This is a genomic window from Idiomarina rhizosphaerae (assembly GCF_024159085.1).
Taxonomy (GTDB): Bacteria; Pseudomonadota; Gammaproteobacteria; order Enterobacterales; family Alteromonadaceae; genus Idiomarina; species Idiomarina rhizosphaerae.
The window spans coordinates 342598-368506 of sequence record NZ_JAMZDE010000008.1 but is presented as its reverse complement, the minus strand read 5'-3'; the positions used below and the strand labels follow the sequence as shown (position 1 = coordinate 368506).

Below are 25909 nucleotides of genomic sequence, written 5' to 3'. Positions count from 1 at the left end.
CTTATGTTAGGGCGTCTATCATTCGTGGCTTTTTCAGCTCTTCTCGTTGTCGCTTGTTCTGAAAGTGGCCCGCCAACGACCTTATCGTTTAAACCAGAGGACGGTGAACAGCGACGTTACCAACTGTACTCAGATACCAATATTAAAGTTGAGAGCAGTTACGGTAAACGTTCAGAAAAACTCAAAACTATGATGTTACTTGACTATGAAGTGTCCGATAAATCCGATGTCTACAGCATAAGAATGAAACCTCAGTTTATGCGAATGGAATTTCCGCAAGGAGATTTCACAAGCTTTGAAGATGATGGTCGCGGCAGCTCCGGTGATAGCATTCGCAAAATGATGGATGCCGGATTCACTGTTGATATTGATAAAGACACTAGCGCAATGGTGGATTTTATCATTCACGAGGAGCCCGAAGACTTTCGTAAGCAAGGGTTGGATCCTTTACAAGAAATATTAAACGACGAGTTCGGACGTCCGGGGTTTATTACCGGTTTAAAAGTTGAAAAAGGTGCGACGCAGGTAGTCGAATTAAAAAGCCCTTTACCTAAAATAACCTTCACGGTTGAAGACTTTACCGATAGCACGGTGACTTTATCAGCGGCAGGTGAAAATGATGAAGCACGTGTTTTTGGTTATGTCATTTTAGAGCGTGCGACCGGCTGGACTGAACGCTTGACCATGATTATGGATATGCCACTTCCCGAGGGAGTGCCTGCATCCAATGGTTCTATGCGAATGGTGACTTCTATATTTCCGGAAGACTGGTTGTATGGTCAGGATCTTGAGTACCTGCGTTACTCAGAACCTTTTGAAATTGATAATACGGACTTTAGTGAACTGAACCCGAATGATAAAGCCAGCGATGCTGAGGTGTTTGCAAATGATGCCGGGCAGTTAGAGTTATATGGCGGCCGGATTTCTATGAGATATATTCATCCGGGAGTGAGCTTTGAACAAATGGGCTCAATGTCGATTAAAGTGAAAGAGCTTATAGGCAAAGATAGCGACGGTAACCCGCTGGATATTGATTTGTACGAAAGCGCTATTTTTACCTACACGGACATGAATAATGAGAAAACAGAGACGACAATACATGCGCTTCCGCTAGGGTGGACCGATGTCGTTGATAACCTTGGGAAAATGACGTCAATAGAAGCGACTCTGGAACGCTACGAGACAAGTTTTGAAATTGTTGACTTCCCAATTGAGAAAGACGGCTCGAGCATTGATATGGAAGGTGCCAAGGCCATTTTGGTACCGACCGAAGACGATAACGTTTTCGAATTGACATTAACGTCAACTAACGATGCTTACTTCGACAGCCAGGTAAATGGCGTTAGTGGTGCCGTATTGTCAACTTTCTCAAAAGATGAAAGCTCTCCGCAGTGGGTTTCCGATGCTGAAAGCCGGGCTTTGGCTATTACGAAAAGCGGCAGTTACTCAGTGAAGATGCGACTGAACTTTGAGGACGAGCTGCCCGAAACAATTGAGCTTAAATTTAACCATATTACAGATAATAAAATTTCTGAGAAAAAAGTGACTTTTTATGATGAAGAAACGCTCAGAAGTGATACTACGATAGCACCAGTTGATACCGTTCCTTTGTTTAAGTCTGATGCCAGAGAAGTATCAGTGAACGATCAGGATTTAAAGTTTAGCTCTTCCAAACTAGAAGAAGTAGAACCGGTAAGCTTTGACCTCCCCCAGTTATATTTGACCTTAACTCCTGAGCAATCTGCGGTTTGCCAGGTAAGTGTAACTTCTAATCGTGACGACAATAAAACTGACTTGGTCATGAAAGAGAACCCTGATCCTAATGGGCGTAATGTGCTATCGAGCTTAAAAATGCCCAAAAAAGTGGTCTATCAATTAATGACCGAAGATGGTGTGCAGCGCTTTTTCTATGATACCGAAGTTAAAGTAGAGCTGGATTGCGATGGTCACCCTGAATGGCAGCAGGTAGATATAGAATTAGGAGAGCAAAGCTGGATGATACCGGTTGATGCACTGTTGGGTGAAGACTGGAAAGAGCGAGAAACGGAAACTGCTATGAGTGACTTTTTGAGAAAGTACCGTTTCTTGAATGCCAGCGGAAAAGCCTTAGCTGTCTTGCCGCAGGATGATGAGCGTTATTCTGTTGACTATTTAAACTCAGAGTTTATTGATTTTGTGTCCGATGAAGGTTTTCTACGTATTGGTGGGCGAGTACACAAGGTTGAGAAACTCGTAGCTAAAGGTGAGCCGGTTAAAAAAGAATGGCCTCACCAATTGCCCCCTATGCCTGATTTTGAATCTTTACAGGAGGCTAACTAATGACTTTCAGTAAAGTACTTTTTGCCATCGCTTCCAGTTTAATTGTGTCCAATGCCTTTGCTTTTTCTACCGAGCAAAGTGGTCAGGATAACGAAGCGCCAAAGACAGTGGCAGAAGCTGAGAAACAAATAAAATGGTTGGATGATGAATTACAACCAACCGATGACAGAAGTGAAGCCAAATATTTATTAGATAAAGTAGAAAAAACAGACAATGGCTTTCGCCTTTTTATCAATTACATTGACGGTGGGCCTTATTATGAAACCGGCTCAGATTCTCTGGACTTTGAAAAAGCCATAGCCATTGGGGCCTATAAAACTTACTTTGAGTCTGGAGGTTTACGCTCGGAAGGTTACCGAGATATTACCGGTGAGCGGCAAGGTAAAGCCACTGTTTATGCTAAAGATGGCAGTAAAACGCGGGAGATGACCTATAAAGATGGTGAACTTAACGGGCCATATAGAACTTACGCATCGACAGGTTATTTGCTGACCGAACAAACCATGAAAGATGATGAACGTAATGGTTTAAAACGCCATTATTATGAAAATGGCCAGGTTATGTATGAAGCGGAATACAAAGATGATGTGCAACAGGGAATAGGGAAACGCTGGGATTCCGACGGCAACCTGGTCAAGAAGTCGTCTTATGTCGATGGCGTGCTTAACGGTTTATCGACTGACTATTATGAAGATGGTTCAGTTAAACGAACACAGGAATATAAAAACCGTAAGCGGGTAGGTGAAACGAAGCTTTACTATAAAAGTGGCGAGTTAAAGCACTATGAAGAGCGTAACGACGACGGAAAACTAATGACGTCTCGTAGCTATGATGAAAAGGGTCAGTTAACCCGTTCAAGCGAACATGTTGAAACCGCCGAACACGGTTTAGTCGAAGAAAAAAAATGGTACGACGACTCAGGAAAATTGACTCGCTTAAACCGTCAAGCCGTTGATAATAGCTGGCGTTTAAGTGAAAGCTATGATGAAAACGGAAACGTGCGAGACCGCCGTGAGTTTAAAGGATACGATCTGCATGGCCTTTATATTTCGAGATATGGAAATGGTCTGGAAAAAGTGCGTTTTGTTGAAGGTAAGCGGCACGGCCCTTATACAATAACTGATAAAGATGGAAACATTACGGCTTCTGGCGATTATGATCATGGGAAGAAAGTTGGTGAATGGGTCTCAGAGGACAGTTACGGTTCTATAAACGAGCATTATAATGATGATGGTAAACTTGATGGAGTCCGTGAAGTCTATGGTCAAAATGGTAATTTACGTTTACGCGAGCACTATAAAAATGACTTGTTAGACGGGCGTTATCAGGAGTACGCCGACGGTGAACTCGTTGTTGAAGGTGAGTATGTCGAGGGTAAACGCGAGGGAGAATGGCAAGTTGCTCTTGGCTATGCACCTTACGAAATATCCCGGGGAAGCTATGAAAACGGCGTTAAAGTAGGGGAGTGGCGTACTTATTCTCCACAAGGTTACTTGCGTGGCGTTGAGTCATTCGATAGTGACGGCTACCTGGACGGTATTGTTGTCAACTTCACTGACCAAGGTGCGTTATACAATATCAGCGAGTATAAAAGAGACAGGCGACATGGAAAAAGTTGGTCTTATACACAATCAGGGCAACCGTTTTCAATCTCGGTTTACGACGATGGAAGGTTGAAAGAACAACGCTTTGAGGATGAATTCGAACTGAGCGAATTCCCTTAAACGGAAACTCATTAACCTTGATTAATACGTGTTGGCAGCGTGAAAATAGCTGCCAACACATGAATATTTGAAAGTTAATCCAGTTTTAGTTCTTTCCCTGAATACTCCGAATATTCTCGACAGTAAGCTCCACAATACGCTGACGCGCTTCAGGTGATGTCCAGGCGTTGTGAGGCGTGACAATCAGGTTTAATCCTTCGTTCATCGCATCTAATAACGGGTTGCCATCTTTAGGTGGTTCCTGAGGCAGGACATCAGCGGCAACACCACCAATTTTTCCAGCTCGTAGCGCCTCGGTAACATCCTGTTCATTGATAACACCACCTCGGGCATTATTAATAATTAGAGCGTCTTTTTTACAAAGTTTGAGATTATCTGCGTTAAGCAAGTTTTTGGTGTCATCCGTTAACGGACAATGAAAAGAGATAACGTCAGCCGAAGGTAGCAGCTCATTTAGCGTTGGTCGCGGGTCATCTTTCTTTCCGGGGCGTGCTGAGAACTCAACCTTCATACCCAAAGCTTCCGCCTGAGTTTTCACTTCCTGGCCGAGCTCGCCAGAACCGACAATAACTAACTTCTTCCCGGCCAGTTGAATAATGGATGGGTCTAACAGGCAGAACATGGACGAACTTTGCCAGTCACCGGCGGCGACGCGTTTCTGCATAACGGGTTGCTTAGTCGCCAGAGAGAGCATCATCATTAAAGTATGTTGAACCACGCTTTGTGTACCGTAAGCTTCAACATTTTTAACCGGAATATTCAGCTTTTCTGCTGCAGCTAAGTCAATATTGTTCATTCCGGTGGCTAACACGCAAATTAGCTTTAGCTGCTCAGCGGTCTCAATAGCCTGTTCATTAATGACGACTTTATTCGTTATAACAATTTCATCATCTTTAATTCGCTCATTAACCTGCTCGGGCGTTGTTGAATCATATAAAACCAGTTCGCCGACGGACTTTTCAATGGCGGAAAGATCAATACCCTTGCCCAGGGTTTCTGCATCGAGTATGACAGCTTTCATTAATTACCTCTTAATGGCGTCTTTGTTTGCATAGGAGCTAAGCATCTTACCAGAAATTATGAAAACGCATTTAATTAGGCTTAATTTCGTTTTTTTAGCGCCATTTAGAGTCATAAAATCAGATTGTTATGAACATAGCTTTACAATTATTGACTGGTATTGAAAAAGTCTAAGCATTAAAATGGTCACCTATTTTTAACTAGTTTCTATGTTGATTGCCGTGCTCTATCAGAAAAACAACAAAGCTCTTATTGAATTATTAAAACAGACCAAAACGCAGGCGCTTAATAGCCGCACAAGGGAAAATCTTGATGCTGTTATTGATGACTTGAAAGCTTTTTCCGGAAGTTATCAGTTTAATATGAAAGCTTACTGGATAGCTTTTGCCGTGTTCTTGCTGGCAACCGCTGCATTAACTTACTGGGACTGGTCTCAATGGCAACGTTTTCAGCAAAGTACCTGGATTATTCTGGCCGTAGGCAGTGTTTTAACTTTGGTTGCCGGAATAACTGCTTTTTACCCGGGAAGGCTGATGGCAAAGGCGTCGCATGCATTACTACAACGCGATGGTTTACTGGATAATGACTTGTCACCTGCTGTATTTGAAAGCAGAGCCGCGTCAAATGAGTTCCAGCAGCGCTTCAGTGATTTTAATCGGGGCAATTACAAACGTGAAATTCGTGCGCTTTATGATGGAAGCTACAGTGGCAGCGAATATTCGTTTCAGTATCAGTATTATCACTTTCACTATGTTGATGAGCGGATTGTCACTGAAACCTATACGGACAGCAAAGGTGAGGTAAGAACACGCAGAAAGAAAGTGTACGATCATTATGATCGTTACGGGCTTATTTTGCCTTTTGGCTTGTTACGCAATGTTGCTGTTGTAGGTTTTAGCCTTCCGGGGGCAGGAAAAGCAACCTATAAGCCAGCCTCCAACCGTTTTAACAAAGAATTTAAAGTGGTCGCTGCCAGTGAATTAGAAGCTGCTAAAGCGATGAAACCAACCGTGGTTATCGCTTTTGAAGAGTTTTCTGAGGTACTATCGCAAGTGAATTTTGAGGTGAATGACGCTGGTGATTTGTGTCTTTCGTTTGCAGACAAAGACCTTATTGCAACAACTAAAGAGGCTAAGATATGCGACTACGAGGCCTTTATTGAAGCCTTGGATGGCGAGCAGGAATTTGCAAAGTTAAAGGCATCGCTTGATTTTATCCACTATGTAATGACCAAACTGGACAGTAACTTTTAGGAGTAAAACAATGACAGGAACATGGATAGCCATTGGCATAGCCCTTGTTTTAGTAATAGCCGTTATTGCTATATATAACGCCATTATTAGCCGCGCAAATGCTGTCGAGAGAGCATGGGCTAACGTTATTACACAAGAGCGTCAAAAAAATAAAATTATTCCGCACTTAGAAGATGTCGTGAAAGATTATAAAGAGTTCGAACAGGGCACTTTGACCAAAGTGACCGAACTGCGTAGCGCTCTGCAGGGTCTGGATAGTGGTAAAGTCGATACGGCTAAGCTTGAGCAGGCGGAAGCCAGAACTGGCGAGCTGCTTAAAAGCCTGAACGTTACTGTCGAGAACTACCCGGAACTGAAAGCCTCAGAAACTTATCAGAAATTGATGAGAGAAATTACAGACCAGCAGGAAAACATTGGTGCGGCAATTCGCATCTTTAACCAGAACGTAGAAGACTTTAACAACGGTATTGAAGTGTTTCCAAATTCATTGGTTAACGCCATGCTGAACCATAAAGAGAAAATAAAAACCTTCTCTGACTCTCAGGCTGAAGAAGGTTTTGAGTATAAACCGAATATTTAATACTTCTGCTCCCCCGAAAGCCCGTTAATTGCATAACGGGCGCTTAAGCTCGAAAGAATAACTGCCTCCAGTTCATGCTAGTACGTCCTTGATAGAGCAGTTTAGCTTTAATGTTGCGAGGTCATCGGCTCGTGTTTTTCCCAGAGTTAACAGGGCAACAGGTTGATTGCTTTGATGAGCCTGGCGGGCAAAGCGATAGCCGGAAAAGACCATAAGCGAGGTGCCAATAGCGAGGAGGGCGTTACTGTCTTCCAGCGCCTTTTGAGCTTCTTCAACCCGCGGGCGAGGCACATTGTCACCAAAGTACACGACATCGGGCTTTAGAATACCACCGCAGCTTTGGCAGTCGGCAACTTTGAATAATTCAAAGTTGGCTTCAAGGTCAGCATCACCGTCCGGTGCGGCGGTTGCCTCTAAAGCAGCAAAGTCCGGGTTCAATTTCAGACTGCGCTCATGCATATCCAACCGTGGGGTAATTTCCCTACAGTTCATGCAGACCATGTCGTTGGCGTATCCGTGCAGGTTAATAACGCGTGTCGCTCCGGCTTTTTGGTGCAGGCCATCGACATTCTGCGTAATAATACAGCCAATAAGACCTTGCTGCTGTAATTCCGCGATCGCGTAATGCGCTGAGTTAGGCTTAGCGTGATAAAGCACCGGCCAGCCAAATAAGCTCCGCGCCCAGTATCTTTTTCGTACCGCTTCGCTGCGCATGTAATCCTGATGCTGAACCGGAGGTGTGCGCTTCCATTTGCCTTTATTATCGCGATAGTCCGGAATTCCTGAGTCTGTACTTATGCCAGCTCCGGTAATGACTGTTACGGGGGCATTGTCCCGTAAGAACGTCATTAGAGCCTTACGAGCCTCGGTAGGATCAGTTATTGTCATATTGATGGAAACGCGTATGTCAGCTACTACTTTTTATAAGGTATCACTGCTGGGCATTAAGAGAAAATAAGTCACGTAAAAAATCCGAAAATCTCATCTGTGACTATACTAAAGCATGCTAGTTTTCAGGGCATTCATTGTTTTGATGGAGTTAGAGTATGAAAAAGTTAGTTTTGACTATGATGTTTTCTTCGTTAGTACTTGTCGGTTGTGAAAATATGAGCAACACCCAAAAAGGGGCGTCTATAGGTGCTGTGACAGGGGCTTTGCTCGGTAAAGGCACTGGGGATCATGATAAAAGCCGGTATGTCTGGGGAGCCGCAGTTGGCGCCTTAGCCGGAGGTGCTATTGGCTCATATATGGACAAGCAGGAAGAAGAGTTCCGGGAAGAACTGGCTGACAGTGGCGTGAAAGTGATACGCGACGGAGATAATCTCCGTTTGCAGTTACCCAGTAACATTACATTTGCTACCGGCAGTGCGAATATTTCTCAAAGCTTCAATCCGGTACTGGATGATGTTGCGCGAGTACTGAAAAAATACGAAAAAACCACTATGTTGATAGAAGGGCACACCGATAGCACCGGTTCCGCTGAATACAATCAGCAACTGTCGTTAAATCGTGCTAATGCCGTACGCAATAATTTAGTAGGTAACGGCGTGGACTCACGCAGGGTCACAACCGAAGGCTATGGAGAAAGTATGCCTGTTGCTGATAACGATACCGAAAGCGGGCGTCAGTTAAACCGTCGGGTAGAACTACGTATTGTTCCTAATACTCAATAACGGGTTTTCGTCTTCGTTAGCCCTTGATTGATAAAGGGCTAACGTTGAAATTCCAGCAACTGGTTATTGGCTGGCAAAGTGTGCATCTTTTTCAGCTCAAAGCCTTGCTGATTGGCCAGCTCCGCAATCCATTGCCAATCACGTATTCCCATGTCGCTGTTACGCGATTGCAGCGACTGATGAAAGTGGCAATTACTGTCGCTGGTAAAATGACCGTTGTCGTTAAAAGGTCCGTAAATACATAAACGCTCCACACTACTAAGATCGCCTCCCAAATGCTCGAAGAGCCTTTCAACCCCTTCTTTGGGCATAATATGGCAGGTATTTGCGGTGAAAAGAGCGTTGAATTCTCCCTCTGGAGCGCCTTTAAATACATTAAATTCGACCGGTAACGGCTGGTTGGTTACACCTTCTTGTTTTATCCGGGCCGTTACTCCCGGTAGATATTCTTTTTGATCACTGGCTTGCCAGTGAATATTAGGGAGTTGGCTGGCAAAGTATACGGCATGTTGACCGGTGCCACTGCCTACTTCTAAAACTCGAGTGCAGTCTGAAAACGCCGTTTTAAGAACCTCGAGTATTGGGTCTTTGTTGTTTTCACAGGCTTGCGAGAAAGGTAATTCCATATTACATCCAGGATTTTTTCAATGCTTCCACCTGATAAAGGCAGGAGTCTATGAGTTCTTCACCGATTCTAGCATTAATAAAAGGCAGAGTCTGACCACCAGAAGCCAGGACAAACTTTACGGAACATAACTGAAAGCGGCGCATAAACCAGCTTTGCGAGAACGTTGTCTGCTGAACTTTATGAATAGGGAAGCAGCGATAACTCACTCCAATAAGGCCTTTTCTGAGATAAATGAAGTTATCGTCAATTGCATAGCCGCGGCGTTTCCAGCTTAAAATGATAAAGGCGGTAGACAGAATAAAAGCAGCAATTGAAGCTGTCGCCAGCTCCGTTTTTTCAAAATAAGTAAGCACGGCGGCAAGAGGAACAAACAGCCAAAAGGCGATGAGCGTGTTTCTAATAGCGAGTCGCTTGCTGACCGGATTATAGTTTATGCTGCTTAATTGATTATTAGGCCAGGTTTCCGTCGCTAAGTTATGAGCCTCTTCGAGAGTAACCGATGGCACAATAATTTTTCCACCTGAAGTTCCTGCCGACTGGCGCTCAAGGTTGGCGTTGAGTTGTTCGAATTTTAAGTTAACTCTCTGCAGTGCACGATCAAGCCAGTTTTGCTGTAAAGCAATCATTTGTAGCCGCGACAGTTTCATAACAACTTCGTGACGGGTAAAAAGGCCGTTGCGGCGGATATAACGATCGTCGCTACGAGTTAACTTAAAGTCGTAGAATGTAATTACAGAGCCCAGGATAGAAATTAGTGCCATTAAGGCAATAACAACAAAGGCGATAGAAAAGAAAAATAATACGTACTGCCAGAACGCGTATTGTGAAGAGGCCATGAGCGCATCAACATCCACCCCAAAGCTTTCTATGCCTTTAACAAACTTCTCTGAAAGCGAGTTAAAGAAAGGAGCTAATGCCCCCAAAACAATCCAGATACGATTACTGGCCAGGCCATGAATTACTAAATCACGCATAGAACGTGAATTTAGAAGCTGCTCCTCGTTAGTTTGCGGTTCCTGGTCATTTGCTTCATGAGTATTTTCAGTTTTATAAGCAAGTATTTCTTGTTTTAGAGACTCGGCTATGTTTTTGGGTAAAGCGATAATTTTTGCTTCGAGTTTATTGGAACCGGCGGTGTCGAGAAGCATGCAGACATGATTCGTCGGACGGTAAAAAATGGGTTGTTCAAAACGGACATTCTGTATTCGCTCGAAGGGAAGGTCGATATGTGTTTTCTGGAACACTCCGGAATGAATTTGAACTCTACCTTCGCTCAACCGGTATTGATAGAAATAGAATTTGAGCAAAGCGGAGATGGCAACAAATACTAAAAGAGCGCCAAGTCCCGATATTATTATCAAGGCATTTTCAGAAAACTGGTTGTAGCCAACAAAAATAGCCGGCAGTAAATAAAATAAGTTGTTACCAATGGTTTTGATAAACTGAACAGCGAAATAAACAATCGCTACAGGTGATAGCTTTAGCCATTGATTCTGGTAACTAGTCATTTGCCGCGATATCGCTATGAGTTAGTACGTAGGAACGGATTTCGCGAGCTTTCTCTTCTGGTAAACCCGGTATTGCGAAAGTATGCATGGCACCGCCGGCGCTAAAAATCTCCAAACTAGCCAGTCCAAAGTGGCGGTCAATGGGGCCATGTTTTAATTCAACATGCTGAATACGTAAAATAGGCTGGCTGACTACTGACTGGAATATGACACCACTACGATAGCTAAAATCGTGCTCTCTTATGGCGTACCCTTTATTTTTGTCAGCTAAAATGCCATAAACCGAACTTAATAAGCCAAATCCTCCGGCAGCTAATTGTACCTGAGGCAAATAAAGTTCGAGCAGCTTATGAAGAGTAATCCAAGGCTGCCAATAAATAATTAATAAGGCACTCACCACCATCAACCAAAAAACTAAGCGACACATTAGGTTGACCTTAATATAGGTGTTACTTAGAGGTGTAAAGGACTGAGAGTTTACCTGCGGAAGCTCTTCAGGTGTTATGGGGTGATTGCTAAATGCATCTTTTGACATAGTTTAGATTCTTATTTTTGTTATGTCGTAAAGTTATCAGTAATTTACTTTATGTTCTAGTTTTGAGGATATAAAAAAAGCGGCTGACAAGCCGCTTTTTTTCAGGGAGTATTTAAAAAATATGATTAATTTTCTTCGCGAACCTGAATATCGTTTTCGATGTCTTTAACACCTTTTACGGTAGCCGCTAGATTCTCTGCAGTATCGATATCAGCCTCGTTCTCAACAAAACCTGATAATTGAACAATTCCGTTGCTCGTTTCTACATTGATATCCATGCTGCTCAGGTTATCGTCTTCGAAGATAACAGCTTTGACTTTAGTGGTGATGACAGCATCATCAACATATTCACCAGCGTCTTCAGCTTTTTGCTCAGTGTAGCTTTTTGCTTCCTGAGCTTTTTCTTCGGTTTCTTGCATCGCGTTTTCAGCTTTATTTTCAGCTTCCTGCATAGTATTTTCAGCTTTTGATTCCGCTTTTTCGGTTTCAGCTTCACTGCAGCCCGAAAGAGTCAGCATTGAAATTGCGATTAAACTTGCTGGTAGTGCCATTTTAAAGTTCTTCATGGGTAACCTCCTGTTATTGAAAAATCATTACCACAATCACTATAGCGTTATCTGTGAAAGTTTACGGTCACCTTTACAGATGTTTTGCAAAACTGCTGGCGCTTTGTACACCAGCGAAAACCCTTAGTATTTTTATCACTACATTTGTGGGGGATTTTTTCTCGCCGGGAGCCTTAACTTTTTTAGGTCTGTCCGACATTTTTCCGATAAAAAAACCTGTGCCTACGGCAAAACCAAGAACCGCTGGGGACGCGAGTCTGTCACAAGTCGTCGAAACCACGCTTTTAGAGCGAACCTTTACAGCCAACTTATGAAGCTTAAGGTCTTGTTTGGCTTGCTCTATTTGATAATCAAGGCTTGATGGCATAAGCCCTCCTAAAGACTGCTGGCCGTTTCTGCAAAAAGCAGATCGCGACTTCTTCGTTTTATATATCTTACAATATAAAAGGCAGCGGCCAGATGAACAGCAGCCACAATAATAAGTGCCGTTGTCAGCGATAATACACTGCTATTCACGATAACTATCACAGCAGCTGCTACTAATACTGCCCAGGCTGTGAAAATTGAGCAAGCAGCAATGACGCCCAAGGCGACCATGCGGACGAAGCTCTCACCAGCTCGTCGGGTTTCCATACCCGCGAGCTGGAGTTGTGTTTTTACAACGCCACGAACTTCACTCTCCAGCGCTTGAACTTGCTCAAGCAAACTTTCTGTTTCGTTCGTTTCAGATTGCTTATGAGCGGTCACTGAACAACCTACTCAGTAAATAACCACTCGCAACTGCTATCCCAACAGATTTTAGTGGGTTGTTTTTAACGTAGTCAGTTGCTGTAGACATCCATTTCTCTTCTGTCGCTTTAAGATCTTGCCCTTTTTTTCCTAAATTGTCAGAAGCCTGTTTCGCTGCATCTGCCACTTTATCGATGGTGTCGTGAGCTTTATTTGCTGATTTGTTTACCGCGTCTTCTGCTTTTGCTTGATTGTTACTCATAATACCCTCGGTTTTTATTGAATGTACCTATAAGGAAAGACGTAAATTCGGATATACGCAAATCTTTTACACTGCTTTACAAACTATAAAGATGGATATTTTCCGGTATTCGATGGGAATAAATTAAAAAGCCCTAAAAAAATCAGTGTTATTCTTGTTATTGATTGGGATCAATATGGTCATTGTCAAGTTTGAATAAACTGAAATCAAGAATTCAAACAGGGGAATAACCATGAGTTTATGGCAAGAGTTTTTTAAAGATCCGGTCATCTTTTTTTCTTTTACAGGTTTAGCTATTGTTATTGGAATGTGTGTTTTTTACGCTATTTTCTTTTACTTAAAAATGGTTAAATCAGAAAAGAAACGTAAATAACGCTATAGGTAAACTTATGAAGTATATTTTTCAAGTTCGTATCAAAGAAGGTCATACGGCGGAGGAATATGCGGAAGCCTGGGTCAAAGCCAGTGAAATTATTCAGCGAGCGCCAGGAGCCAGAGGTACGGAGTTACACCGCAAAATCGGTGATGACAAAACGTTAATAGCCATAGCGTCGTGGGATAGCAAGGAAAACCGTGACGCTATGGAAGGGCAACATAACTCCGAAGTGGCCAATATTATTCGCAGTGCTGCCCCATTTTGTGAAATAACACCTTTAGGCGAATTCGAAGACCCTGAATGGGTGGTATTGCCGCCTAAAGATTAGATTTTAGTTAGCCAACCGTGTTTATCTTCCGCTTTGCCCCACTGAATATCGTTCAGTGCTTTACGTAATTTCAGTGTGGTAGCGCCTGGTTTTCCATTACCGACCGAAAATTCTTTTCCGTTATGAATCAAAGTACCAACCGGCGCAAGTACCGCGGCCGTGCCAGATAAAGCAGCTTCGCTATCAGGTTTTGAGGCGCGCTCCAGTAGTTCGTCTACGCTAAGCTCTCGTTCCGATACTGTCATGCCCATATCGCGCGCAATGGTGAGAATAGAGTCTCGGGTTACGCCATGCAGGAAGCTGGTGTCCAGTGCTTTGGTGATAATTTCATTGCCGTCAATAAGCAAGAAGTTAGCGGCCCCCGTTTCCTGAACATCGCCATTAGGGCAGAACAGCACTTGATCCGCATTTACGGATTCCCGTGCCTGAAGAATAGGTTGTAATGCACTGGCGTAGTTGCCGCCGCTTTTAACCATACCCATGTGAGCTGCGCAACGTGAACCGTCTTCCTCCAACAACAAGCGTAGGGTTTTATCACCACCGGAAAAGTAATCACCGACAGGCGATAACAATACATAAAGCATTGATGAACTGGTTGGTGAGGCGGCTTTGCCAATCGCCGCTTCGGTACCAATGTGAGTAGGGCGTATATACATTGAACCCGGTGGTTTCGGAACTTCGTCGCTGAAGTGGTTCACGACATCTGTAATCATTTTTTGCAGCAAACTGGCATTAAATGCCGGTAATGAAAGCAAGCGGCTGCTTTGCTGCATGCGCTCAATGTTGCGGTTCATACGAAATAGATTGATAGTGCCATCTTCATGACGAAACGCCTTTAATCCTTCAAAACAGGTGCTGGCGTAATGCAGAACATGAGCTCCGGGGTGTAACTGTATTGCGTCAGAAGAGACTAATTCAGGTTTACTCCAGTCTGAATTCTCGAAAGTTGCCATCGTCATTTGTGGCATAAATACGGTGCCAAAGGCTGCCATAGGGTTGTCCTGATCTAGAAAATAATGCGCAGTAATATACCATAATTTTTAACATTCGGATGACTCTGGCGGTTTGCTTCTTTTGCATCATGCTCGTACATTGAGCAACTGTGATAAAGAGCCTACAGGTATGTGATAAATGAATAAGACATTAAAAATAACTCTGGCCGGCATGTTGCTGGCGGCCGGGTACACTCAGGCTGAAGAAACTGAAACAACCTTAAATGCCTATGCCGCTGGCTATACTGCAGGTTTTACCTGTAGTGCCGTATTTAACGCTAATAAGTCGATGGCACAAGTTAGGGAGCATGAACTGAGTGGAATTTATTCTTTAATTGCTGAGCGCGTAAAAGGTATGGAGCCACAAGTTGATAAAGAAAATAACTGGGTGAGGGTGCCTTACGATGACGGACGTCGGGAACGAATTTCAGTTTGGCGCTCAAAACTTGGCTGCGTCGATTTACCAGTGGGTGCTACCGTTGATGACGCTAAGTTTCTTGCTGATCCTTTTCGTGGGGACAAAGCAGCGGATAAGGACAGTGGAGCCCCCTGGGGAAAACGAGCAGAGGTTAATGCGACAAGTGATAATGCTCAGTTAGAGTCCGTACTAAAACAGGCCTTTACCAAGAAGTATGGTTCTGGTTCGCGTACCTCGGCAGTATTAATTGTGACGCCGGATGAAATTATTGCTGAGCGTTATCTTGAAGGTTTTAGCCCTGAGACGGCGCAGCGTACCTGGTCCGTTGCAAAAAGCATAGGTGCCAGCGTTATTGGTGCGGCTATTCAGCAAAATAAAATAGAGCTGGATGCTCCTGCTGGTATTTCGAACTGGTCACATCCGCTCGATCCGCGCGGACATATTACCTTAGAAAATCTGTTGCACATGGCGTCTGGTTTAGACAGTAATAACGCAGGAAATCGCACCGATCGGGTTTATATGGGCGGTGGACTTGTAAGCGACACGGCAACAGAAACAGCACTTGAAGTGACTCCCGGCAGTCGTTGGAAGTACGCTAATAACGACACTATGCTGGCTTTAAGAGCACTGCATGAACGTTTTGATACAACTGAAGAGTACTTACAATTTCCGTATAAAGCTTTGCTGGAAAAGATAGGAATGCAGCATACTTTTGTCGAAACCGACTGGCGCGGAGACTTTATTTTATCTTCTCAGGTGTGGACGACGTCTCGTGACTTAGCTCGTTTGGGTGTTTTGCACTTACAGGAAGGGCAATGGCAGGGAGAACAAATTCTACCGGAAGGCTGGTTGGATTATATTAGTATGCCAGCACCAGCTCAGCCACCGGAAGATGCTCCGGGCTACGGTGCGCAGTGGTGGCTTTATAACCAGCGCTTTCCTGAGTTGCCTGACGATACCATTGCTGCCCGTGGAAACAGGGGACAGTTTTTGGTCGTTATTCCTTCAAAGAATTTAGTGGTGGTTCGTCGTGGTTATGATATTGCTGGTGAACAAGGATTTAACGAGCATGACTTTGTGCGGGATGTACTAAAAGCCCTATAAAAACCCCCTCAAGGTAAGCCGAACAGTGATAGACTGTTGCCACCATACGGACGTATACAGAGACTCTATTATGAACGAAGAACAGCAAGTAACTCAAAGCAAACATACCCAACAATACAGTGCTGACGGTAAAAATGTAGAGATAGATATTTACCGTACCGAGGACAGCGGCTGGATTCTGGAAATTGTTGATGAGAATAATAATTCAACGCTTTGGGAAGATGCGTTTGAGAACGAAGACGATGCGCTTGCTGAAGCCCTCGACGCTTTGAAAGAAGAAGGTATAGATAACTTTATCCAACCTGCTGAGTAATATGAGTAAAATCGTTTAATTTTTTTGGTAATAAAGAGAAAAATGATTCAGATATCACAACGAGTTGAGTTAGCAGAGAGCGAAATTGAATGGCAGTTTATCCGTTCCAGTGGAGCGGGTGGGCAAAACGTGAATAAAGTAGCAACTGCGGCTCAACTCATTTTTGATATTCAGGCCTCTTCACTTCCAGACTTTTATAAAAATCGCTTGCTAAAAAAATCTGACCACCGTATTACCCAAAGCGGAAAAGTGATTATCAAGTCTCAGGAAACTCGCAGTCAGGCGCGTAATAGAGAGTTGGCACTGGAACAACTAATTGATTTAATCCGCAGCGCATCGCAGGTTCAGAAAAAACGCATTCCGACGAAACCCAGCCGTTCGGCTAAAGAAAGACGACTAACCACTAAAAAGCAGCAGGGACAGAAAAAAGCACTTCGAAAGAAAGACTTCTAACCGTCGAAGTTCTGCAATGAGCCGGAACAGTTTATTCTGGCGCATTCGAGTATCAATTGTTTAAGCTCGCACTGACTGCAGTAATCACTGCAACGAATATCACTGGCGACTAACTTTTGCTCAAGCAGCAGTTTTTTAAGTTGCTCTTTACTCATTGAAAGTTGTAAGCGTTCAGGTTTGTTCATGCGCATAACCGGATTCCTCTAATTGTTGCATACAGTGCCCCAGACAACGAGAATGCTGACATCCGGTAATTAAGAGTTGATAGCAGTAGCGACATAACTCTTCTAGTGGCTGAGTTCTAGCCTGACTAAGCCATGACGTCAGCTGTTCAACACTTTCTTGTTGAAACTCATACGCTTGTAGCTTCTGTCGACAGCGAATATGGGTAGCAATTAACAGAATGGAACAGGTTGTAAAGCTTTGGATGGCATTACCCGCCAGCACCGGCTCATTGAAGGCCTGTTTTGCTGAGTCGCGTGCCAGGCTAAGACACGTGGTTGCGGCGCGATAATCTTTTCGGCTGAGCAATGAGCTCGCTATTTTCAGCTTTTCCTGAGAGTTAAAGTACTCTTGATAGGCGTTGGTCATTATGCATCCTTTATTCTGGCTTTAATTAAACAAGCTAACGCAAATGATAATGGTTCGCAACAAGTTATTTGTAAACGATCGTAATTGCGAAATAAAACGTATAGATAGCCGAAAAAAAATAAACTGGAGCTTCAATGAAAACCTACAAACAGCAAGATTTAGCGAAAATGAACGACCGTGACAGGGCGCGTTTTGTGAACTGTTTATCCGGGTTTAAAAGTGCCAATGTCATTGGAACCCGGGACCGGCATCAGCAAAATAATTTAGCCATGATAAGTTCTGTTGTTCACCTGGGAAGTAATCCACCTTTATTGGGGTTTGTTATGCGTCCCCAGTCAGTTACCCGGCATACCTGGGAAAACATTGAAGAAAGTGGTGTTTATACGATTAATCAAGTTAACGAAAGTTTTTTTCGTCAAGCACATCAGACATCAGCGCGGTACCCCAGAGAAACATCAGAGTTTGAAGCTTGTGGCCTGACGCCGGAATTTGTTGACGGTTTTCATGCGCCTTATGTAGCCGAAAGTTCGCTCAGAATAGGTATGCAGCAGGTTGAAATTATTCCGATACAACATAACGACACTGCATTAATTGTTGGGGAAGTTCGTTGGGTTGAAGTTAAAGAAGAGGCGGTGAAAAGCGATGGTTTTATTGATATAGAATCGCTTGGGACAATGACAATTTCAGGGCTAGATGGGTATCATAGTACTCAGCGGGCTGCGCGTTTGTCTTATGCGAAACCCGATGAGGAGCTTAGTGAATTAGATGCAGAAGGCGAGCCTAAAGACTAACTATGTTGGGTGTTCTTCGGCTGTGCTTTTTAGTGACCCAAAATAATAGCAGGCCGGCCAGCGACAGCGCGCACCCAACCCAACCGGTTCCTTGCCAGCTAAGCGGGGAAATAATAGCAAGACCACCCAGCCAGGCACCTAAGGCGTTAGCCGCATTAAAAGCGGAATGGTTTAAAGATGCTGCTAAAGTCTGAGCTTCTCCGGCGACATCCATTAAACGTACCTGCAGAGCCGGAACCAGCGCGGCAGAACTACCGAGTAATAACACCATAGGCATCACCGTCCAGAGACTCTGTAGTGTTAAGGGAAAAATTGCCAGCACAATTGCCGACCACACCAGAGAGCCGCCGATGGTTAATTTCAGATTTCTGTCGGCGGCCCAGCCGCCGACCAAACTACCGGCGAATGATCCCAGTCCGTAGATAAATAAAGCAACGGGTATCCAGTGAGAATCCAACCCGGTGGCGTTTATCAGTGTTGGAGCTATGTAGCTCAATACCGCAAACATTCCACCGAAGCCAATGGCTCCTATGGCCAGTGTAAGCCAGACTTGAGGGTTTTGTAATGCCTGCATTTCGCCACGGGCTGAAGTTTTCTTCTCATTAGGATGTTTGGGTACCACAATGAAAATCATGACAAAGGCCAGTAAGCCTAAAGCTCCTACGGTATGGTATACAGTGCGCCAGTCGATAAGCTGACCTAACCAGGTAGCTAACGGGTTTCCGACCAGAATAGCCACGGTTAGCCCCATCATCACCATAGTTACTGCCATACCACGTTGATTTTTACGAACCATATCGGCCGCAACCAGACAGGCGATACCGAAGTAAGCGCCGTGAGGTAAACCAGTTAAAAAGCGTAACACCTGAAGTAATGGGTAATTGCCTGCTGAGGCGCTGGCAAAGTTGCCCAAAGAAAATAGCAGTATCAATGCCAGTAACATGGGTTTGCGTGGTAGCCTGGCAAACAAAATGGTAATAAGCGGAGCTCCGATAACCACACCGAGCGCGTAAAGACTGATTAAGTGGCCTGTCTCCCGGGTGTCGGTATTAAAGTCTGCAGCTACGTCGGGTAGCAGCCCCATAATGACAAACTCACCAATACCAATGGCAAAGCTTCCAATTGCCATTGCAAAAATGGCCAGTAGAATTTGTATTTTAGAGAACTGCATAGGGCGGATTTACTTCCTGTCGTAACGAAGACCTGTTCGGAGTGCGCAGTTTAGCGAATGCTACAACTATTGCAATCTATGTTACTTTACTGTACAAATAAACAGTATATTTACACATCAGCAAAGGACCATACCATGGCTGTAGTAACCCAATATGTAGTTATTCGCGACGGAGCCGAGAAAATGACCTTCACTTCAAAAGCCGAAGCCGATGCGCACGATAAAATTCTGGATATGGCGGAAGCCCTGAACCCATTAATTAAAAGTAGCGAACTGTTCACTGATGAGCAACAGCTTGAGGATATGGCTCTGTTTCTAGCCAAAGAGCGTGAAAATGTACTTATTGCATTAGGGGCTAAAAAGCCAAAAAAACCTAAGACCGAAAAAGCATTGACAGAAAAAGCAGAAGTGTCCAAGCCTGCGGATAAAGAATCGACCAAAGCGGCTTAGTTACCTGCTAAGACTTTGCTAATATAGTCGCCTTGTTTTAAGTGAATAGGATTAAAATATGACGCAACAAACGATTTACCATATTGGAACACCGGGCACGCCCTGGGGAGCGACGGAAAAGGCTCAGTGGCTGGCCGAGCAAACCAAAAAACGCTCTTACTTCGATGATGTGGTTAGTAAGATTGAAACCTTTAAAAGCGATTTCGATGTAGACCAATACGGTGAACTTGCGTACGACAGCGCTACTTATCCTTTATTTGTGGTCAAAACAAAAAACTGGGATGACTCGAAGCCAACGGTTTTAATTACCGGCGGAGTACATGGTTATGAAACCAGTGGTGTCCATGGTGCGCTGCGTTTTATTGAAACCAAAGCGAAAGATTACCAGCCACACTTCAATGTGGTGGTGGCGCCGTGTTTGAGCCCCTGGGGCTATGAAACCATCAACCGTTGGAATCCGGCGGCTATTGATCCTAACCGCTCTTTTGTCGCTGATTCTCCAGCCGGGGAGTGTGCGCACATTATGAATTATGTCGCTGGCTTAGGCGTAGATATTTTGGCTCACATAGATTTACACGAAACAACGGATACCGATAACAGCGAGTTTCGTCCGGCCAAAGCGGCGATGGATGGAAAAATTAATACGAACTGGAATATTCCGGATGGGTTCTATTTGGTTGGGAATTCAGAAAAGCCTTATCCTGAGTTTCAGAAGGCGGTGTTAGACTCGGTGGAAGAGGTGACTCATATTGCCGATGCCGACGACGAAAATAAACTGATAGGCGAAGATATTGCTCAGCGTGGCGTTATTTTATTGCCAACGGCGAAAATGGGATTGTGCATTAGCTTTAGCAAAGCAGAGTATGCGACGACTACAGAAGTGTACCCCGATAGCACGAAAGCAACGCCTGAACAGTGTATTCAAGCTCAGGTTGCTGCGGTAACCGGAGGACTGGACTTCTTGAAGTAAAGTCCGGTCCTGCTGGTCAGCGGTATAATTAACGTCGTGTGTCCGGGCGCTTTTGGTGAGGCGCACGACGAGAGTTTTGAGGACGCCCCGTACGAGGCTTCTGAATCGGCTCCGGCTTTATGCTGGGGTCTGGTTCAAAACCCGGAATAACTTCCTTAGGTATCTCATTTTTAGTTAGCTTTTCTATATCGCGCAGCAATTTATGCTCATCAACACAGACTAAAGACGCCGCTTCACCTTCACTTCCTGCACGGCCTGTTCGGCCAATACGGTGTACATAGTCTTCAGCGACCTGAGGCAGTTCAAAATTGATAACGTGTGGCAATTCATCAATATCAATACCGCGTGCAGCGATATCTGTTGCAACCAATACTCGTAATTTACCGGCTTTAAACTGTGCTAAAGCCTTGGTTCTTGCGCCCTGACTTTTGTTACCGTGGATTGCCATAGCAGGGAGGCCATCATCAGTTAACTGTGTTGCCAGTCTGTTAGCGCCATGCTTTGTACGCGTAAAGACCAGCACTTGTCGCCAGTTACGGCTGCCAATTAAGTAACTGAGTAGCTCTCTTTTACGTTTTTTATCCACTGGATAAACACGTTGCTCAATGGTATCAGCTGCGGCATTTTGACGTGCTACTTCAATCAGCTTGGGTTGCTGCATAAACTGCTGAGACAGTGCTTTAATTTCACTAGAAAAAGTCGCTGAAAACAGCAGTGTCTGGCGTTTTTCAGGGATGAGCTTCATGACTTTTTTAATGTCATGAATAAAGCCCATATCCAGCATGCGATCAGCTTCGTCCAGAATCAGTACGTCAATTTTACTTAAATCAACGGTTCCCTGACGACTGTGATCCAGCAAACGCCCGGGTGTCGCAACAAGAATGTCGACACCACGACGCAAGGCATTAATTTGTGGGTTAATACCAACTCCACCAAAAATCACCAGAGACTTAAGACCGGTATATTTTGCGTAGGTATTCAAATTGTCTTCAACCTGTGCCGCCAGCTCTCTGGTTGGCGTAAGGATTAAGGCCTTAATAACAGTCTTTCCGTCGGTCTTTGTTTGCGACAATTTGTGCAGCAAAGGTAGCGTAAAACCAGCCGTCTTACCGGTACCCGTTTGTGCGGCGGCCAATAAGTCGTGGCCGGCCATAACGGTCGGAATGGCTTGCTGTTGAATTGGTGTTGGGGTTGTGTAACCGCATTCAGTAACGGCTCGTAAAATATCGTCGCTCAATCCGAGTGACTGGAATGAGGATGGTGTTTGTTCTGTGGACATGAAGCTCCGGGAATTATGATAGTAGATACCGCGCTAATGTGCGGCTTTTCGACATTGTATCACAAAGGAGGCTAAACCTTTATTTAGAAAAGTACCCTGAAGCTGAAGTTTTTCTTGATCCGCTGAAAAAGCGAGCGCATCATTTCCGCAAAATATCATTTCGCAGTAAGGCGTTTCATTGTCACTCATGAAATCAGGTAAGGCTCGTTCCCGTTGGCTTATTATCGCTGTTGTTGCCTGGTTTGGGCTGGTGCTTCTGGGTATCAGTTATTTACTGGAACAACGGTTGGTCTGGTTTGATGAAAAAGGTGAATTACTGGAGCTCAGCAATAACGAAAAGCTGGAACCGCAGTTAGTGACTGAGCTCACGCGTCTTGGTTATTCCCTTGCTGGCAGCGTTTTTCACGTTACCTCCAGGGACTGTTCTTGTAACTGGCGCTCATCCGGGCATATGGCCAGCGTAAAAAGAAAGGTAGCGGAATCTGGAGGAGAAAATCGGGTTATTGATATCGATCAATATCCAGCCTTAAAGCGCTTCGTTCCGGCAACTCCAGCGATTATCATGTTCAATAAATCATCAAAGCTGATTTACATTGGCCCATATGCCGATGGTGCTTTTTGTACTATTGAGAGTAGCTTTGTAGAAGAGCTGATACCTTCAGTTTCGAAGGAATCAGCGGCTCCTAAGTGGGTTAATACCGTTGCAAAAGGGTGTTATTGCAAAGTTTAATGCGGCAGAACAGTGGAGCCACATAACAATGGAAGTAAAACAAACCTTTATTGAGTTCCTTGAAGTGATACCTGACGGTGCATTAGTTATTAATTCTCAAGGACTCATTGTTGGTGTTAACCAGGCTGCCGCGGCAATGTTCCGCTATTCCTCGTCATCTATGCTTGAACTGCATCTTAATGAACTGTTACCTGAAGGTATGCGTGAAAAGCATGATCAGCACTTAGAACAGTTTTTTAAGTACCCGGGTAGGCGCTCTATGGGGAACGGCTTGATTTTCCCTGCAATTCGTCGGGATGGTTCAACTTTTTATGCCGATATTATGCTGAATCAACTGGATATCGAAGACCAGCTGTATGGCATAGCCATAGTGCGGGATTACACTCTGCAGAAAAAATCGGAAGATAAAATTCGTCTTGAACTGGAGTTTGAGAAACGTCAGGCTCTTACCGACCACCTAACCGGAATAATGAACCGCCGCGCGTTTACCGCGCAATTACAAGATGAGATAAACCAACTGGAAACCCATGGTACGCCCTTTGCTGTGAGTTTTATCGATTTGGATGACTTTAAAGAAATAAACGATGAACATGGACATCACTTCGGTGACTTGGTATTGCAAAAAATAGCCGATTTAATTCGTTTACACAGTCGGCATACCGATTACGTTGCCCGTATTGGAGGTGACGAGTTCGCTACCATTCACCCTATGATTTCCGCTGAAGACGCCAGACTCATGATGCACCGTTTACGTTGCCAGTTAGTGAGTGGAATAGGGCATGCTGAGTTACCTGTCACGCTGTCTATCGGCCTTTGTCAATGCGATAAACCTTCAGAGCATTACACCATTGAAGGCATTATGGCTCGGGCAGACAAAGCCATGTATCAGGCAAAGAGTGAAGGTAAAAACGCGGTAGTGCTGACAAGTTAAGTGTAATGAAGCGTAATTAAGTTTGATTGTCGCTTAAGGTCTGCTCTAAAGTGGTTCAGGGCTTTTAAGGAGAGACCATGGCAATCTTCACTTCCTATCTACGAATTATTCTACTGATTTCGGGCGTACTTGCCGGAATACAATTGCCCGGTTTTGTTGATCAGTACGGTAAAAGTTTGCAGGCTCATATGATTGAGTCAGAGCGCAGCCTGAACGAGTTTCGTGATGAAGCCGAAAAATTTTTCGACGGTAGTATTGAGGAACTTATTGCTCACTATCAGGCCAGTGACGACAGAGTGTTTCAGGAAGGCGGGCAAAGCATCAGTGCCATTTACCAACGTAATCAACTGTTAGAACAAGCCTTTCGTAGCTTCAGTCAAAATGCCTGGAGTGCTTATCAACAGGCGTTTTTCACCCCCGTTGAGGACATTCAGCGCGAGGTTCGCAGCAGCTTTTCTTATACTGTAAAACTCAACCCCGGCGCTATTTTGTTTGGTTTAGTTTCAGGCTTGTTGCTGGCGGTATTTGGCGAACTTATTGTGCGTCTGCTGGCGAGGCCCTTTCGACAATCGCAGCACAATTAAGCCCTGTGGGTAATGTGCCATAGTTGAGTCCGGTACTTGCTGCTAAACGGCTGGCACAAAAAGCATCGGCAACGTCGGTGCTGGCATGTTGAACTAATAAAGCGGCTTGTAACCCAACGGCCATACTGTCCGTTATACTGCGCGCACGATACTGAAGCATATTCCTGTCCGTAAACTCACTTTTCAATCGCATAATAAACTGGTCGAGCCGTTTATCTGCACCTTGTGCCCGTTGCAGTTCGGCAAAATAGACATCGAGAACCTCTGGTTGTTTTTCTATTGCTCTGAGAACATCCAGACATTGAATATTACCGCTGCCTTCCCATATGGCGTTCACTGGCGACTCTCTGAACAATCTGGGCATAATGTGGTTCTCCATAACACCACTACCGCCAATCACTTCCATAGCCTCATAAGCATGATTCGGTGTGCGTTTACAAATCCAGTATTTGCCTATAGGCGTGGCAATACGGGATAACAGCTTTTCATGCTCGTCGTCCTGGTTATCCATCGCCCGCGCTATGCGCATCATGTAAGTCATGGCGGCTTCGCTTTCAATGGCTAAGTCCGTCAGCAAATTTTGCATTAGCGGTTGTTCACTTAATTTAGTGCCAAAAGCTTCGCGATGGCTGGCGTGGTGAATGGCCTGAACCACGGCTTGTCGCATGCCGGAAGAGGAGCCAATCATGCAGTCGTAGCGGGTCGTTGCCACCATTTCTATAATAGTACGAACGCCTTTGCCTTCTTGACCTACCATCCAGCCCAGTGCACCTCTTAACTCAGTTTCGCTGGAGGCATTGGCCGCGTTCCCCATTTTTTGTTTCAGCTGTTGAATCTGAATTGGGTTCTTTGAACCGTCTGGACGCCAGCGCGGCACCAGAAAGCAGGATAACCCGCTGGCTGTTTGAGCAAGCACCAGAAAAGCATCGCACATTGGCGCTGACACAAACCATTTGTGACCAACCAGTTCGTAGGCCTGGCCTGAACCTTCTTTGTCTACTGGGTAAGCGCGAGTGCTGTTCAGCCGGACATCAGAACCCCCTTGTTTTTCGGTCATTGCCATACCAATGGTCACGGCACTTTTTTCGGTATGAGGGATGTTCCTGGGGTCGTAATGCCTGGCGGTAATTTTGGGTTCCCACTCTTTAAGTAAATCGGGTTGGTGTCTTAGTGCGGGTATAGAGGCAAAGGTCATGGTAATAGGGCAGCCATGAGACGCTTCTACCTGAGTATGCAGATAGTATTTTGCGGCACGTGCAACATGAGCTCCTAATTTGGGTTCGCTCCACGGGCTTGCGTGTAACCCATGCTTGATGGCTGTCGACATAAGCTGGTGATAGCTCGGGTGAAAATCGATGAGATCGATACGGTGCCCGTAACGGTCATGGGTTCTCAGTTCAGGCTGGTATTTGTTTGCCTGAAACCCCTGTTCGATACTGTCAGTCTTACCAGCCAGTTCGCCAAAGGCAATAAGATCGGAATAAGCCCAGCTGGCACCTTCGCGCTCAACGGCTTTTCGTAGTGCTTTATCAGCCAGGTAAAGATTATAGTTTTCCAGCGCCGGCGGCTGATTCTCAACCTGGTGGGTGCTGGCCATAAACTGATCGGCTCTGGGATATTTATGAGTCATG

Annotated in this window: 31 protein-coding genes; 16 read left to right on the top strand and 15 right to left on the bottom strand. The window is 44.7% G+C overall.

Going from position 1 to position 25909, the window contains the following annotated elements; all coding sequences use genetic code 11:
- Positions 1 to 3 precede the first annotated feature (3 nt).
- The gene (locus tag NJR55_RS12090; protein ID WP_253620177.1) at positions 4 to 2319 is read left to right on the top strand and encodes a hypothetical protein; all 2316 of its coding nucleotides are present in this window, start codon (positions 4 to 6) and stop codon (positions 2317 to 2319) included.
- Positions 2319 to 4043: a toxin-antitoxin system YwqK family antitoxin gene (locus NJR55_RS12085; protein WP_253620176.1), complete on the top strand. Its 1725-nt coding sequence runs from the start codon at positions 2319 to 2321 to the stop codon at positions 4041 to 4043. The genes NJR55_RS12090 and NJR55_RS12085 overlap by 1 nt, the downstream gene beginning before the upstream one ends.
- Positions 4044 to 4128: 85 nt before the next feature.
- Here the strand turns inward: NJR55_RS12085 and NJR55_RS12080 are convergent, their stop codons facing one another.
- Positions 4129 to 5064, bottom strand: coding sequence for a D-2-hydroxyacid dehydrogenase (locus NJR55_RS12080; RefSeq protein ID WP_253620175.1), 936 nt, complete (start codon positions 5062 to 5064; stop codon positions 4129 to 4131).
- A gap of 208 nt (positions 5065 to 5272) precedes the next feature.
- Between NJR55_RS12080 and NJR55_RS12075 the strand changes: the two genes are divergently transcribed.
- Both NJR55_RS12075 and NJR55_RS12070 read left to right on the top strand, forming a co-directional pair.
- Positions 5273 to 6316, top strand: coding sequence for a hypothetical protein (locus NJR55_RS12075; protein ID WP_253620174.1), 1044 nt, complete (start codon positions 5273 to 5275; stop codon positions 6314 to 6316).
- A gap of 10 nt (positions 6317 to 6326) precedes the next feature.
- Positions 6327 to 6896 carry a LemA family protein gene (locus NJR55_RS12070; RefSeq protein ID WP_253620173.1) on the top strand — a complete coding sequence of 190 codons (570 nt, stop codon included), beginning with the start codon at positions 6327 to 6329 and terminating at the stop codon, positions 6894 to 6896.
- Positions 6897 to 6968: 72 nt separating this feature from the next.
- On the opposite strand, the gene NJR55_RS12065 is transcribed toward NJR55_RS12070, so the two are convergent.
- Entirely contained in the window at positions 6969 to 7784 is an 816-nt protein-coding gene (locus NJR55_RS12065) for an NAD-dependent protein deacetylase (protein WP_253620172.1), read from the bottom strand.
- 158 nt (positions 7785 to 7942) lie between these two features.
- Here NJR55_RS12065 and NJR55_RS12060 point away from each other — a divergent pair, with 158 nt between their 5' ends.
- A complete protein-coding gene (locus tag NJR55_RS12060) occupies positions 7943 to 8569 on the top strand; it encodes a YiaD family glycine zipper/OmpA-like lipoprotein (protein ID WP_253620171.1) in 627 nt (208 codons plus the stop codon).
- A gap of 38 nt (positions 8570 to 8607) precedes the next feature.
- Here NJR55_RS12060 and NJR55_RS12055 read toward each other — a convergent pair whose 3' ends face one another.
- The 7 genes from NJR55_RS12055 to NJR55_RS12025 all read right to left on the bottom strand — a co-directional run bounded on the left by NJR55_RS12055 (position 8608) and on the right by NJR55_RS12025 (position 12797).
- Positions 8608 to 9195, bottom strand: coding sequence for a DUF938 domain-containing protein (locus NJR55_RS12055; RefSeq protein ID WP_253620170.1), 588 nt, complete (start codon positions 9193 to 9195; stop codon positions 8608 to 8610).
- 1 nt (position 9196) lies between these two features.
- Positions 9197 to 10705 carry a PH domain-containing protein gene (locus NJR55_RS12050; RefSeq protein WP_253620169.1) on the bottom strand — a complete coding sequence of 503 codons (1509 nt, stop codon included), beginning with the start codon at positions 10703 to 10705 and terminating at the stop codon, positions 9197 to 9199.
- Positions 10698 to 11240: a PH domain-containing protein gene (locus tag NJR55_RS12045; protein WP_253620168.1), complete on the bottom strand. Its 543-nt coding sequence runs from the start codon at positions 11238 to 11240 to the stop codon at positions 10698 to 10700. Before NJR55_RS12045 ends, NJR55_RS12050 begins: the two co-directional genes overlap by 8 nt.
- Before the next feature lie 125 nt (positions 11241 to 11365).
- Positions 11366 to 11806, bottom strand: a complete 441-nt coding sequence (locus NJR55_RS12040; RefSeq protein WP_253620167.1) for a BON domain-containing protein — start codon at positions 11804 to 11806, stop codon at positions 11366 to 11368.
- A gap of 73 nt (positions 11807 to 11879) precedes the next feature.
- A complete protein-coding gene (locus tag NJR55_RS12035) occupies positions 11880 to 12173 on the bottom strand; it encodes a hypothetical protein (protein ID WP_253620166.1) in 294 nt (97 codons plus the stop codon).
- A gap of 8 nt (positions 12174 to 12181) precedes the next feature.
- Complete coding sequence (locus NJR55_RS12030; RefSeq protein WP_253620165.1) at positions 12182 to 12553, bottom strand: phage holin family protein; 372 nt, start codon at positions 12551 to 12553, stop codon at positions 12182 to 12184.
- Positions 12540 to 12797, bottom strand: a complete 258-nt coding sequence (locus NJR55_RS12025; RefSeq protein ID WP_253620164.1) for an ElaB/YgaM/YqjD family protein — start codon at positions 12795 to 12797, stop codon at positions 12540 to 12542. The genes NJR55_RS12030 and NJR55_RS12025 overlap by 14 nt, the downstream gene beginning before the upstream one ends.
- 232 nt (positions 12798 to 13029) lie before the next feature.
- On the opposite strand from NJR55_RS12025, the gene NJR55_RS12020 reads away from it, so the two are divergent.
- A complete protein-coding gene (locus tag NJR55_RS12020) occupies positions 13030 to 13170 on the top strand; it encodes a DUF3149 domain-containing protein (RefSeq protein ID WP_253620163.1) in 141 nt (46 codons plus the stop codon).
- Positions 13171 to 13186: 16 nt separating this feature from the next.
- Complete coding sequence (locus NJR55_RS12015) at positions 13187 to 13501, top strand: antibiotic biosynthesis monooxygenase family protein (protein ID WP_253620162.1); 315 nt, start codon at positions 13187 to 13189, stop codon at positions 13499 to 13501.
- Here the strand turns inward: NJR55_RS12015 and NJR55_RS12010 are convergent.
- Complete coding sequence (locus tag NJR55_RS12010; RefSeq protein WP_253620161.1) at positions 13498 to 14493, bottom strand: branched-chain amino acid aminotransferase; 996 nt, start codon at positions 14491 to 14493, stop codon at positions 13498 to 13500. The two genes, NJR55_RS12015 and NJR55_RS12010, sit on opposite strands and share 4 nt — an antisense overlap.
- A gap of 139 nt (positions 14494 to 14632) precedes the next feature.
- Here NJR55_RS12010 and NJR55_RS12005 point away from each other — a divergent pair, with 139 nt between their 5' ends.
- The 3 genes from NJR55_RS12005 (at position 14633) to arfB (ending at position 16781) form a co-directional block, all read left to right on the top strand.
- A complete protein-coding gene (locus NJR55_RS12005; protein WP_253620160.1) occupies positions 14633 to 16015 on the top strand; it encodes a serine hydrolase domain-containing protein in 1383 nt (460 codons plus the stop codon).
- A 70-nt stretch (positions 16016 to 16085) separates the two neighbouring features.
- A complete protein-coding gene (locus NJR55_RS12000; protein ID WP_034821363.1) occupies positions 16086 to 16328 on the top strand; it encodes a hypothetical protein in 243 nt (80 codons plus the stop codon).
- Positions 16329 to 16370: 42 nt separating this feature from the next.
- A complete protein-coding gene (arfB, locus tag NJR55_RS11995; protein WP_253620159.1) occupies positions 16371 to 16781 on the top strand; it encodes an alternative ribosome rescue aminoacyl-tRNA hydrolase ArfB in 411 nt (136 codons plus the stop codon).
- Here arfB and NJR55_RS11990 read toward each other — a convergent pair.
- Complete coding sequence (locus tag NJR55_RS11990) at positions 16778 to 16972, bottom strand: hypothetical protein (RefSeq protein WP_011234794.1); 195 nt, start codon at positions 16970 to 16972, stop codon at positions 16778 to 16780. The genes arfB and NJR55_RS11990 overlap by 4 nt on opposite strands.
- Entirely contained in the window at positions 16953 to 17372 is a 420-nt protein-coding gene (locus NJR55_RS11985; RefSeq protein WP_253620158.1) for a hypothetical protein, read from the bottom strand. Before NJR55_RS11985 ends, NJR55_RS11990 begins: the two co-directional genes overlap by 20 nt.
- Positions 17373 to 17506: 134 nt before the next feature.
- On the opposite strand from NJR55_RS11985, the gene NJR55_RS11980 reads away from it, so the two are divergent.
- A complete protein-coding gene (locus NJR55_RS11980) occupies positions 17507 to 18163 on the top strand; it encodes a flavin reductase family protein (protein WP_253620157.1) in 657 nt (218 codons plus the stop codon).
- Here NJR55_RS11980 and NJR55_RS11975 read toward each other — a convergent pair.
- Complete coding sequence (locus NJR55_RS11975) at positions 18153 to 19334, bottom strand: MFS transporter (RefSeq protein WP_253620156.1); 1182 nt, start codon at positions 19332 to 19334, stop codon at positions 18153 to 18155. The two genes, NJR55_RS11980 and NJR55_RS11975, sit on opposite strands and share 11 nt — an antisense overlap.
- Before the next feature lie 135 nt (positions 19335 to 19469).
- Between NJR55_RS11975 and NJR55_RS11970 the strand changes: the two genes are divergently transcribed.
- Both NJR55_RS11970 and NJR55_RS11965 read left to right on the top strand, forming a co-directional pair.
- Positions 19470 to 19784: a YebG family protein gene (locus NJR55_RS11970; protein ID WP_253620155.1), complete on the top strand. Its 315-nt coding sequence runs from the start codon at positions 19470 to 19472 to the stop codon at positions 19782 to 19784.
- Positions 19785 to 19842: 58 nt separating this feature from the next.
- Positions 19843 to 20754: a M14 family metallopeptidase gene (locus NJR55_RS11965; protein WP_253620154.1), complete on the top strand. Its 912-nt coding sequence runs from the start codon at positions 19843 to 19845 to the stop codon at positions 20752 to 20754.
- 28 nt (positions 20755 to 20782) lie between these two features.
- Here the strand turns inward: NJR55_RS11965 and NJR55_RS11960 are convergent, their stop codons facing one another.
- Complete coding sequence (locus NJR55_RS11960) at positions 20783 to 22033, bottom strand: DEAD/DEAH box helicase (protein ID WP_253620153.1); 1251 nt, start codon at positions 22031 to 22033, stop codon at positions 20783 to 20785.
- A gap of 187 nt (positions 22034 to 22220) precedes the next feature.
- Between NJR55_RS11960 and NJR55_RS11955 the strand changes: the two genes are divergently transcribed.
- From NJR55_RS11955 to NJR55_RS11945, 3 genes are all read left to right on the top strand, one after another.
- Positions 22221 to 22763 carry a DUF6436 domain-containing protein gene (locus NJR55_RS11955; RefSeq protein ID WP_253620152.1) on the top strand — a complete coding sequence of 181 codons (543 nt, stop codon included), beginning with the start codon at positions 22221 to 22223 and terminating at the stop codon, positions 22761 to 22763.
- A gap of 28 nt (positions 22764 to 22791) precedes the next feature.
- On the top strand, positions 22792 to 23694 hold the full coding sequence (locus tag NJR55_RS11950) for a sensor domain-containing diguanylate cyclase (protein ID WP_253620151.1): 903 nt from the start codon (positions 22792 to 22794) through the stop codon (positions 23692 to 23694).
- 77 nt (positions 23695 to 23771) lie between these two features.
- Positions 23772 to 24278 carry a DUF2937 family protein gene (locus NJR55_RS11945; protein ID WP_253620150.1) on the top strand — a complete coding sequence of 169 codons (507 nt, stop codon included), beginning with the start codon at positions 23772 to 23774 and terminating at the stop codon, positions 24276 to 24278.
- On the opposite strand, the gene NJR55_RS11940 is transcribed toward NJR55_RS11945, so the two are convergent.
- Positions 24229 to 25908 carry an isovaleryl-CoA dehydrogenase gene (locus NJR55_RS11940; RefSeq protein WP_253620149.1) on the bottom strand — a complete coding sequence of 560 codons (1680 nt, stop codon included), beginning with the start codon at positions 25906 to 25908 and terminating at the stop codon, positions 24229 to 24231. The genes NJR55_RS11945 and NJR55_RS11940 overlap by 50 nt on opposite strands.
- Position 25909: the final 1 nt, after the last annotated feature.

Excerpts from the sequence above, each read along its gene's own strand:
- NJR55_RS11985 (WP_253620158.1), bottom strand. The coding sequence starts at position 17,372 with ATGACCAACGCCTATCAAGAGTACTTTAACTCTCAGGAAAAGCTGAAA.
- NJR55_RS12050 (WP_253620169.1), bottom strand. The coding sequence starts at position 10,705 with ATGACTAGTTACCAGAATCAATGGCTAAAGCTATCACCTGTAGCGATT.
- NJR55_RS12065 (WP_253620172.1), bottom strand. The coding sequence starts at position 7,784 with ATGACAATAACTGATCCTACCGAGGCTCGTAAGGCTCTAATGACGTTC.
- NJR55_RS11945 (WP_253620150.1), top strand. The coding sequence starts at position 23,772 with ATGGCAATCTTCACTTCCTATCTACGAATTATTCTACTGATTTCGGGC.
- NJR55_RS12075 (WP_253620174.1), top strand. The coding sequence starts at position 5,273 with ATGTTGATTGCCGTGCTCTATCAGAAAAACAACAAAGCTCTTATTGAA.
- NJR55_RS11975 (WP_253620156.1), bottom strand. The coding sequence starts at position 19,334 with ATGCAGTTCTCTAAAATACAAATTCTACTGGCCATTTTTGCAATGGCA.
- NJR55_RS12060 (WP_253620171.1), top strand. The coding sequence starts at position 7,943 with ATGAAAAAGTTAGTTTTGACTATGATGTTTTCTTCGTTAGTACTTGTC.
- NJR55_RS11955 (WP_253620152.1), top strand. The coding sequence starts at position 22,221 with ATGAAATCAGGTAAGGCTCGTTCCCGTTGGCTTATTATCGCTGTTGTT.
- NJR55_RS12055 (WP_253620170.1), bottom strand. The coding sequence starts at position 9,195 with ATGGAATTACCTTTCTCGCAAGCCTGTGAAAACAACAAAGACCCAATA.
- NJR55_RS11965 (WP_253620154.1), top strand. The coding sequence starts at position 19,843 with ATGACGCAACAAACGATTTACCATATTGGAACACCGGGCACGCCCTGG.
- NJR55_RS12005 (WP_253620160.1), top strand. The coding sequence starts at position 14,633 with ATGAATAAGACATTAAAAATAACTCTGGCCGGCATGTTGCTGGCGGCC.
- arfB (WP_253620159.1), top strand. The coding sequence starts at position 16,371 with ATGATTCAGATATCACAACGAGTTGAGTTAGCAGAGAGCGAAATTGAA.
- NJR55_RS11940 (WP_253620149.1), bottom strand. The coding sequence starts at position 25,908 with ATGACTCATAAATATCCCAGAGCCGATCAGTTTATGGCCAGCACCCAC.
- NJR55_RS12000 (WP_034821363.1), top strand. The coding sequence starts at position 16,086 with ATGAACGAAGAACAGCAAGTAACTCAAAGCAAACATACCCAACAATAC.
- NJR55_RS12035 (WP_253620166.1), bottom strand. The coding sequence starts at position 12,173 with ATGCCATCAAGCCTTGATTATCAAATAGAGCAAGCCAAACAAGACCTT.
- NJR55_RS12040 (WP_253620167.1), bottom strand. The coding sequence starts at position 11,806 with ATGAAGAACTTTAAAATGGCACTACCAGCAAGTTTAATCGCAATTTCA.
- NJR55_RS12090 (WP_253620177.1), top strand. The coding sequence starts at position 4 with ATGTTAGGGCGTCTATCATTCGTGGCTTTTTCAGCTCTTCTCGTTGTC.
- NJR55_RS11980 (WP_253620157.1), top strand. The coding sequence starts at position 17,507 with ATGAAAACCTACAAACAGCAAGATTTAGCGAAAATGAACGACCGTGAC.
- NJR55_RS11990 (WP_011234794.1), bottom strand. The coding sequence starts at position 16,972 with ATGCGCATGAACAAACCTGAACGCTTACAACTTTCAATGAGTAAAGAG.
- NJR55_RS12070 (WP_253620173.1), top strand. The coding sequence starts at position 6,327 with ATGACAGGAACATGGATAGCCATTGGCATAGCCCTTGTTTTAGTAATA.
- NJR55_RS12020 (WP_253620163.1), top strand. The coding sequence starts at position 13,030 with ATGAGTTTATGGCAAGAGTTTTTTAAAGATCCGGTCATCTTTTTTTCT.
- NJR55_RS12010 (WP_253620161.1), bottom strand. The coding sequence starts at position 14,493 with ATGGCAGCCTTTGGCACCGTATTTATGCCACAAATGACGATGGCAACT.
- NJR55_RS12045 (WP_253620168.1), bottom strand. The coding sequence starts at position 11,240 with ATGTCAAAAGATGCATTTAGCAATCACCCCATAACACCTGAAGAGCTT.
- NJR55_RS11960 (WP_253620153.1), bottom strand. The coding sequence starts at position 22,033 with ATGTCCACAGAACAAACACCATCCTCATTCCAGTCACTCGGATTGAGC.
- NJR55_RS12080 (WP_253620175.1), bottom strand. The coding sequence starts at position 5,064 with ATGAAAGCTGTCATACTCGATGCAGAAACCCTGGGCAAGGGTATTGAT.
- NJR55_RS11970 (WP_253620155.1), top strand. The coding sequence starts at position 19,470 with ATGGCTGTAGTAACCCAATATGTAGTTATTCGCGACGGAGCCGAGAAA.
- NJR55_RS12025 (WP_253620164.1), bottom strand. The coding sequence starts at position 12,797 with ATGAGTAACAATCAAGCAAAAGCAGAAGACGCGGTAAACAAATCAGCA.
- NJR55_RS11950 (WP_253620151.1), top strand. The coding sequence starts at position 22,792 with ATGGAAGTAAAACAAACCTTTATTGAGTTCCTTGAAGTGATACCTGAC.
- NJR55_RS12015 (WP_253620162.1), top strand. The coding sequence starts at position 13,187 with ATGAAGTATATTTTTCAAGTTCGTATCAAAGAAGGTCATACGGCGGAG.
- NJR55_RS12085 (WP_253620176.1), top strand. The coding sequence starts at position 2,319 with ATGACTTTCAGTAAAGTACTTTTTGCCATCGCTTCCAGTTTAATTGTG.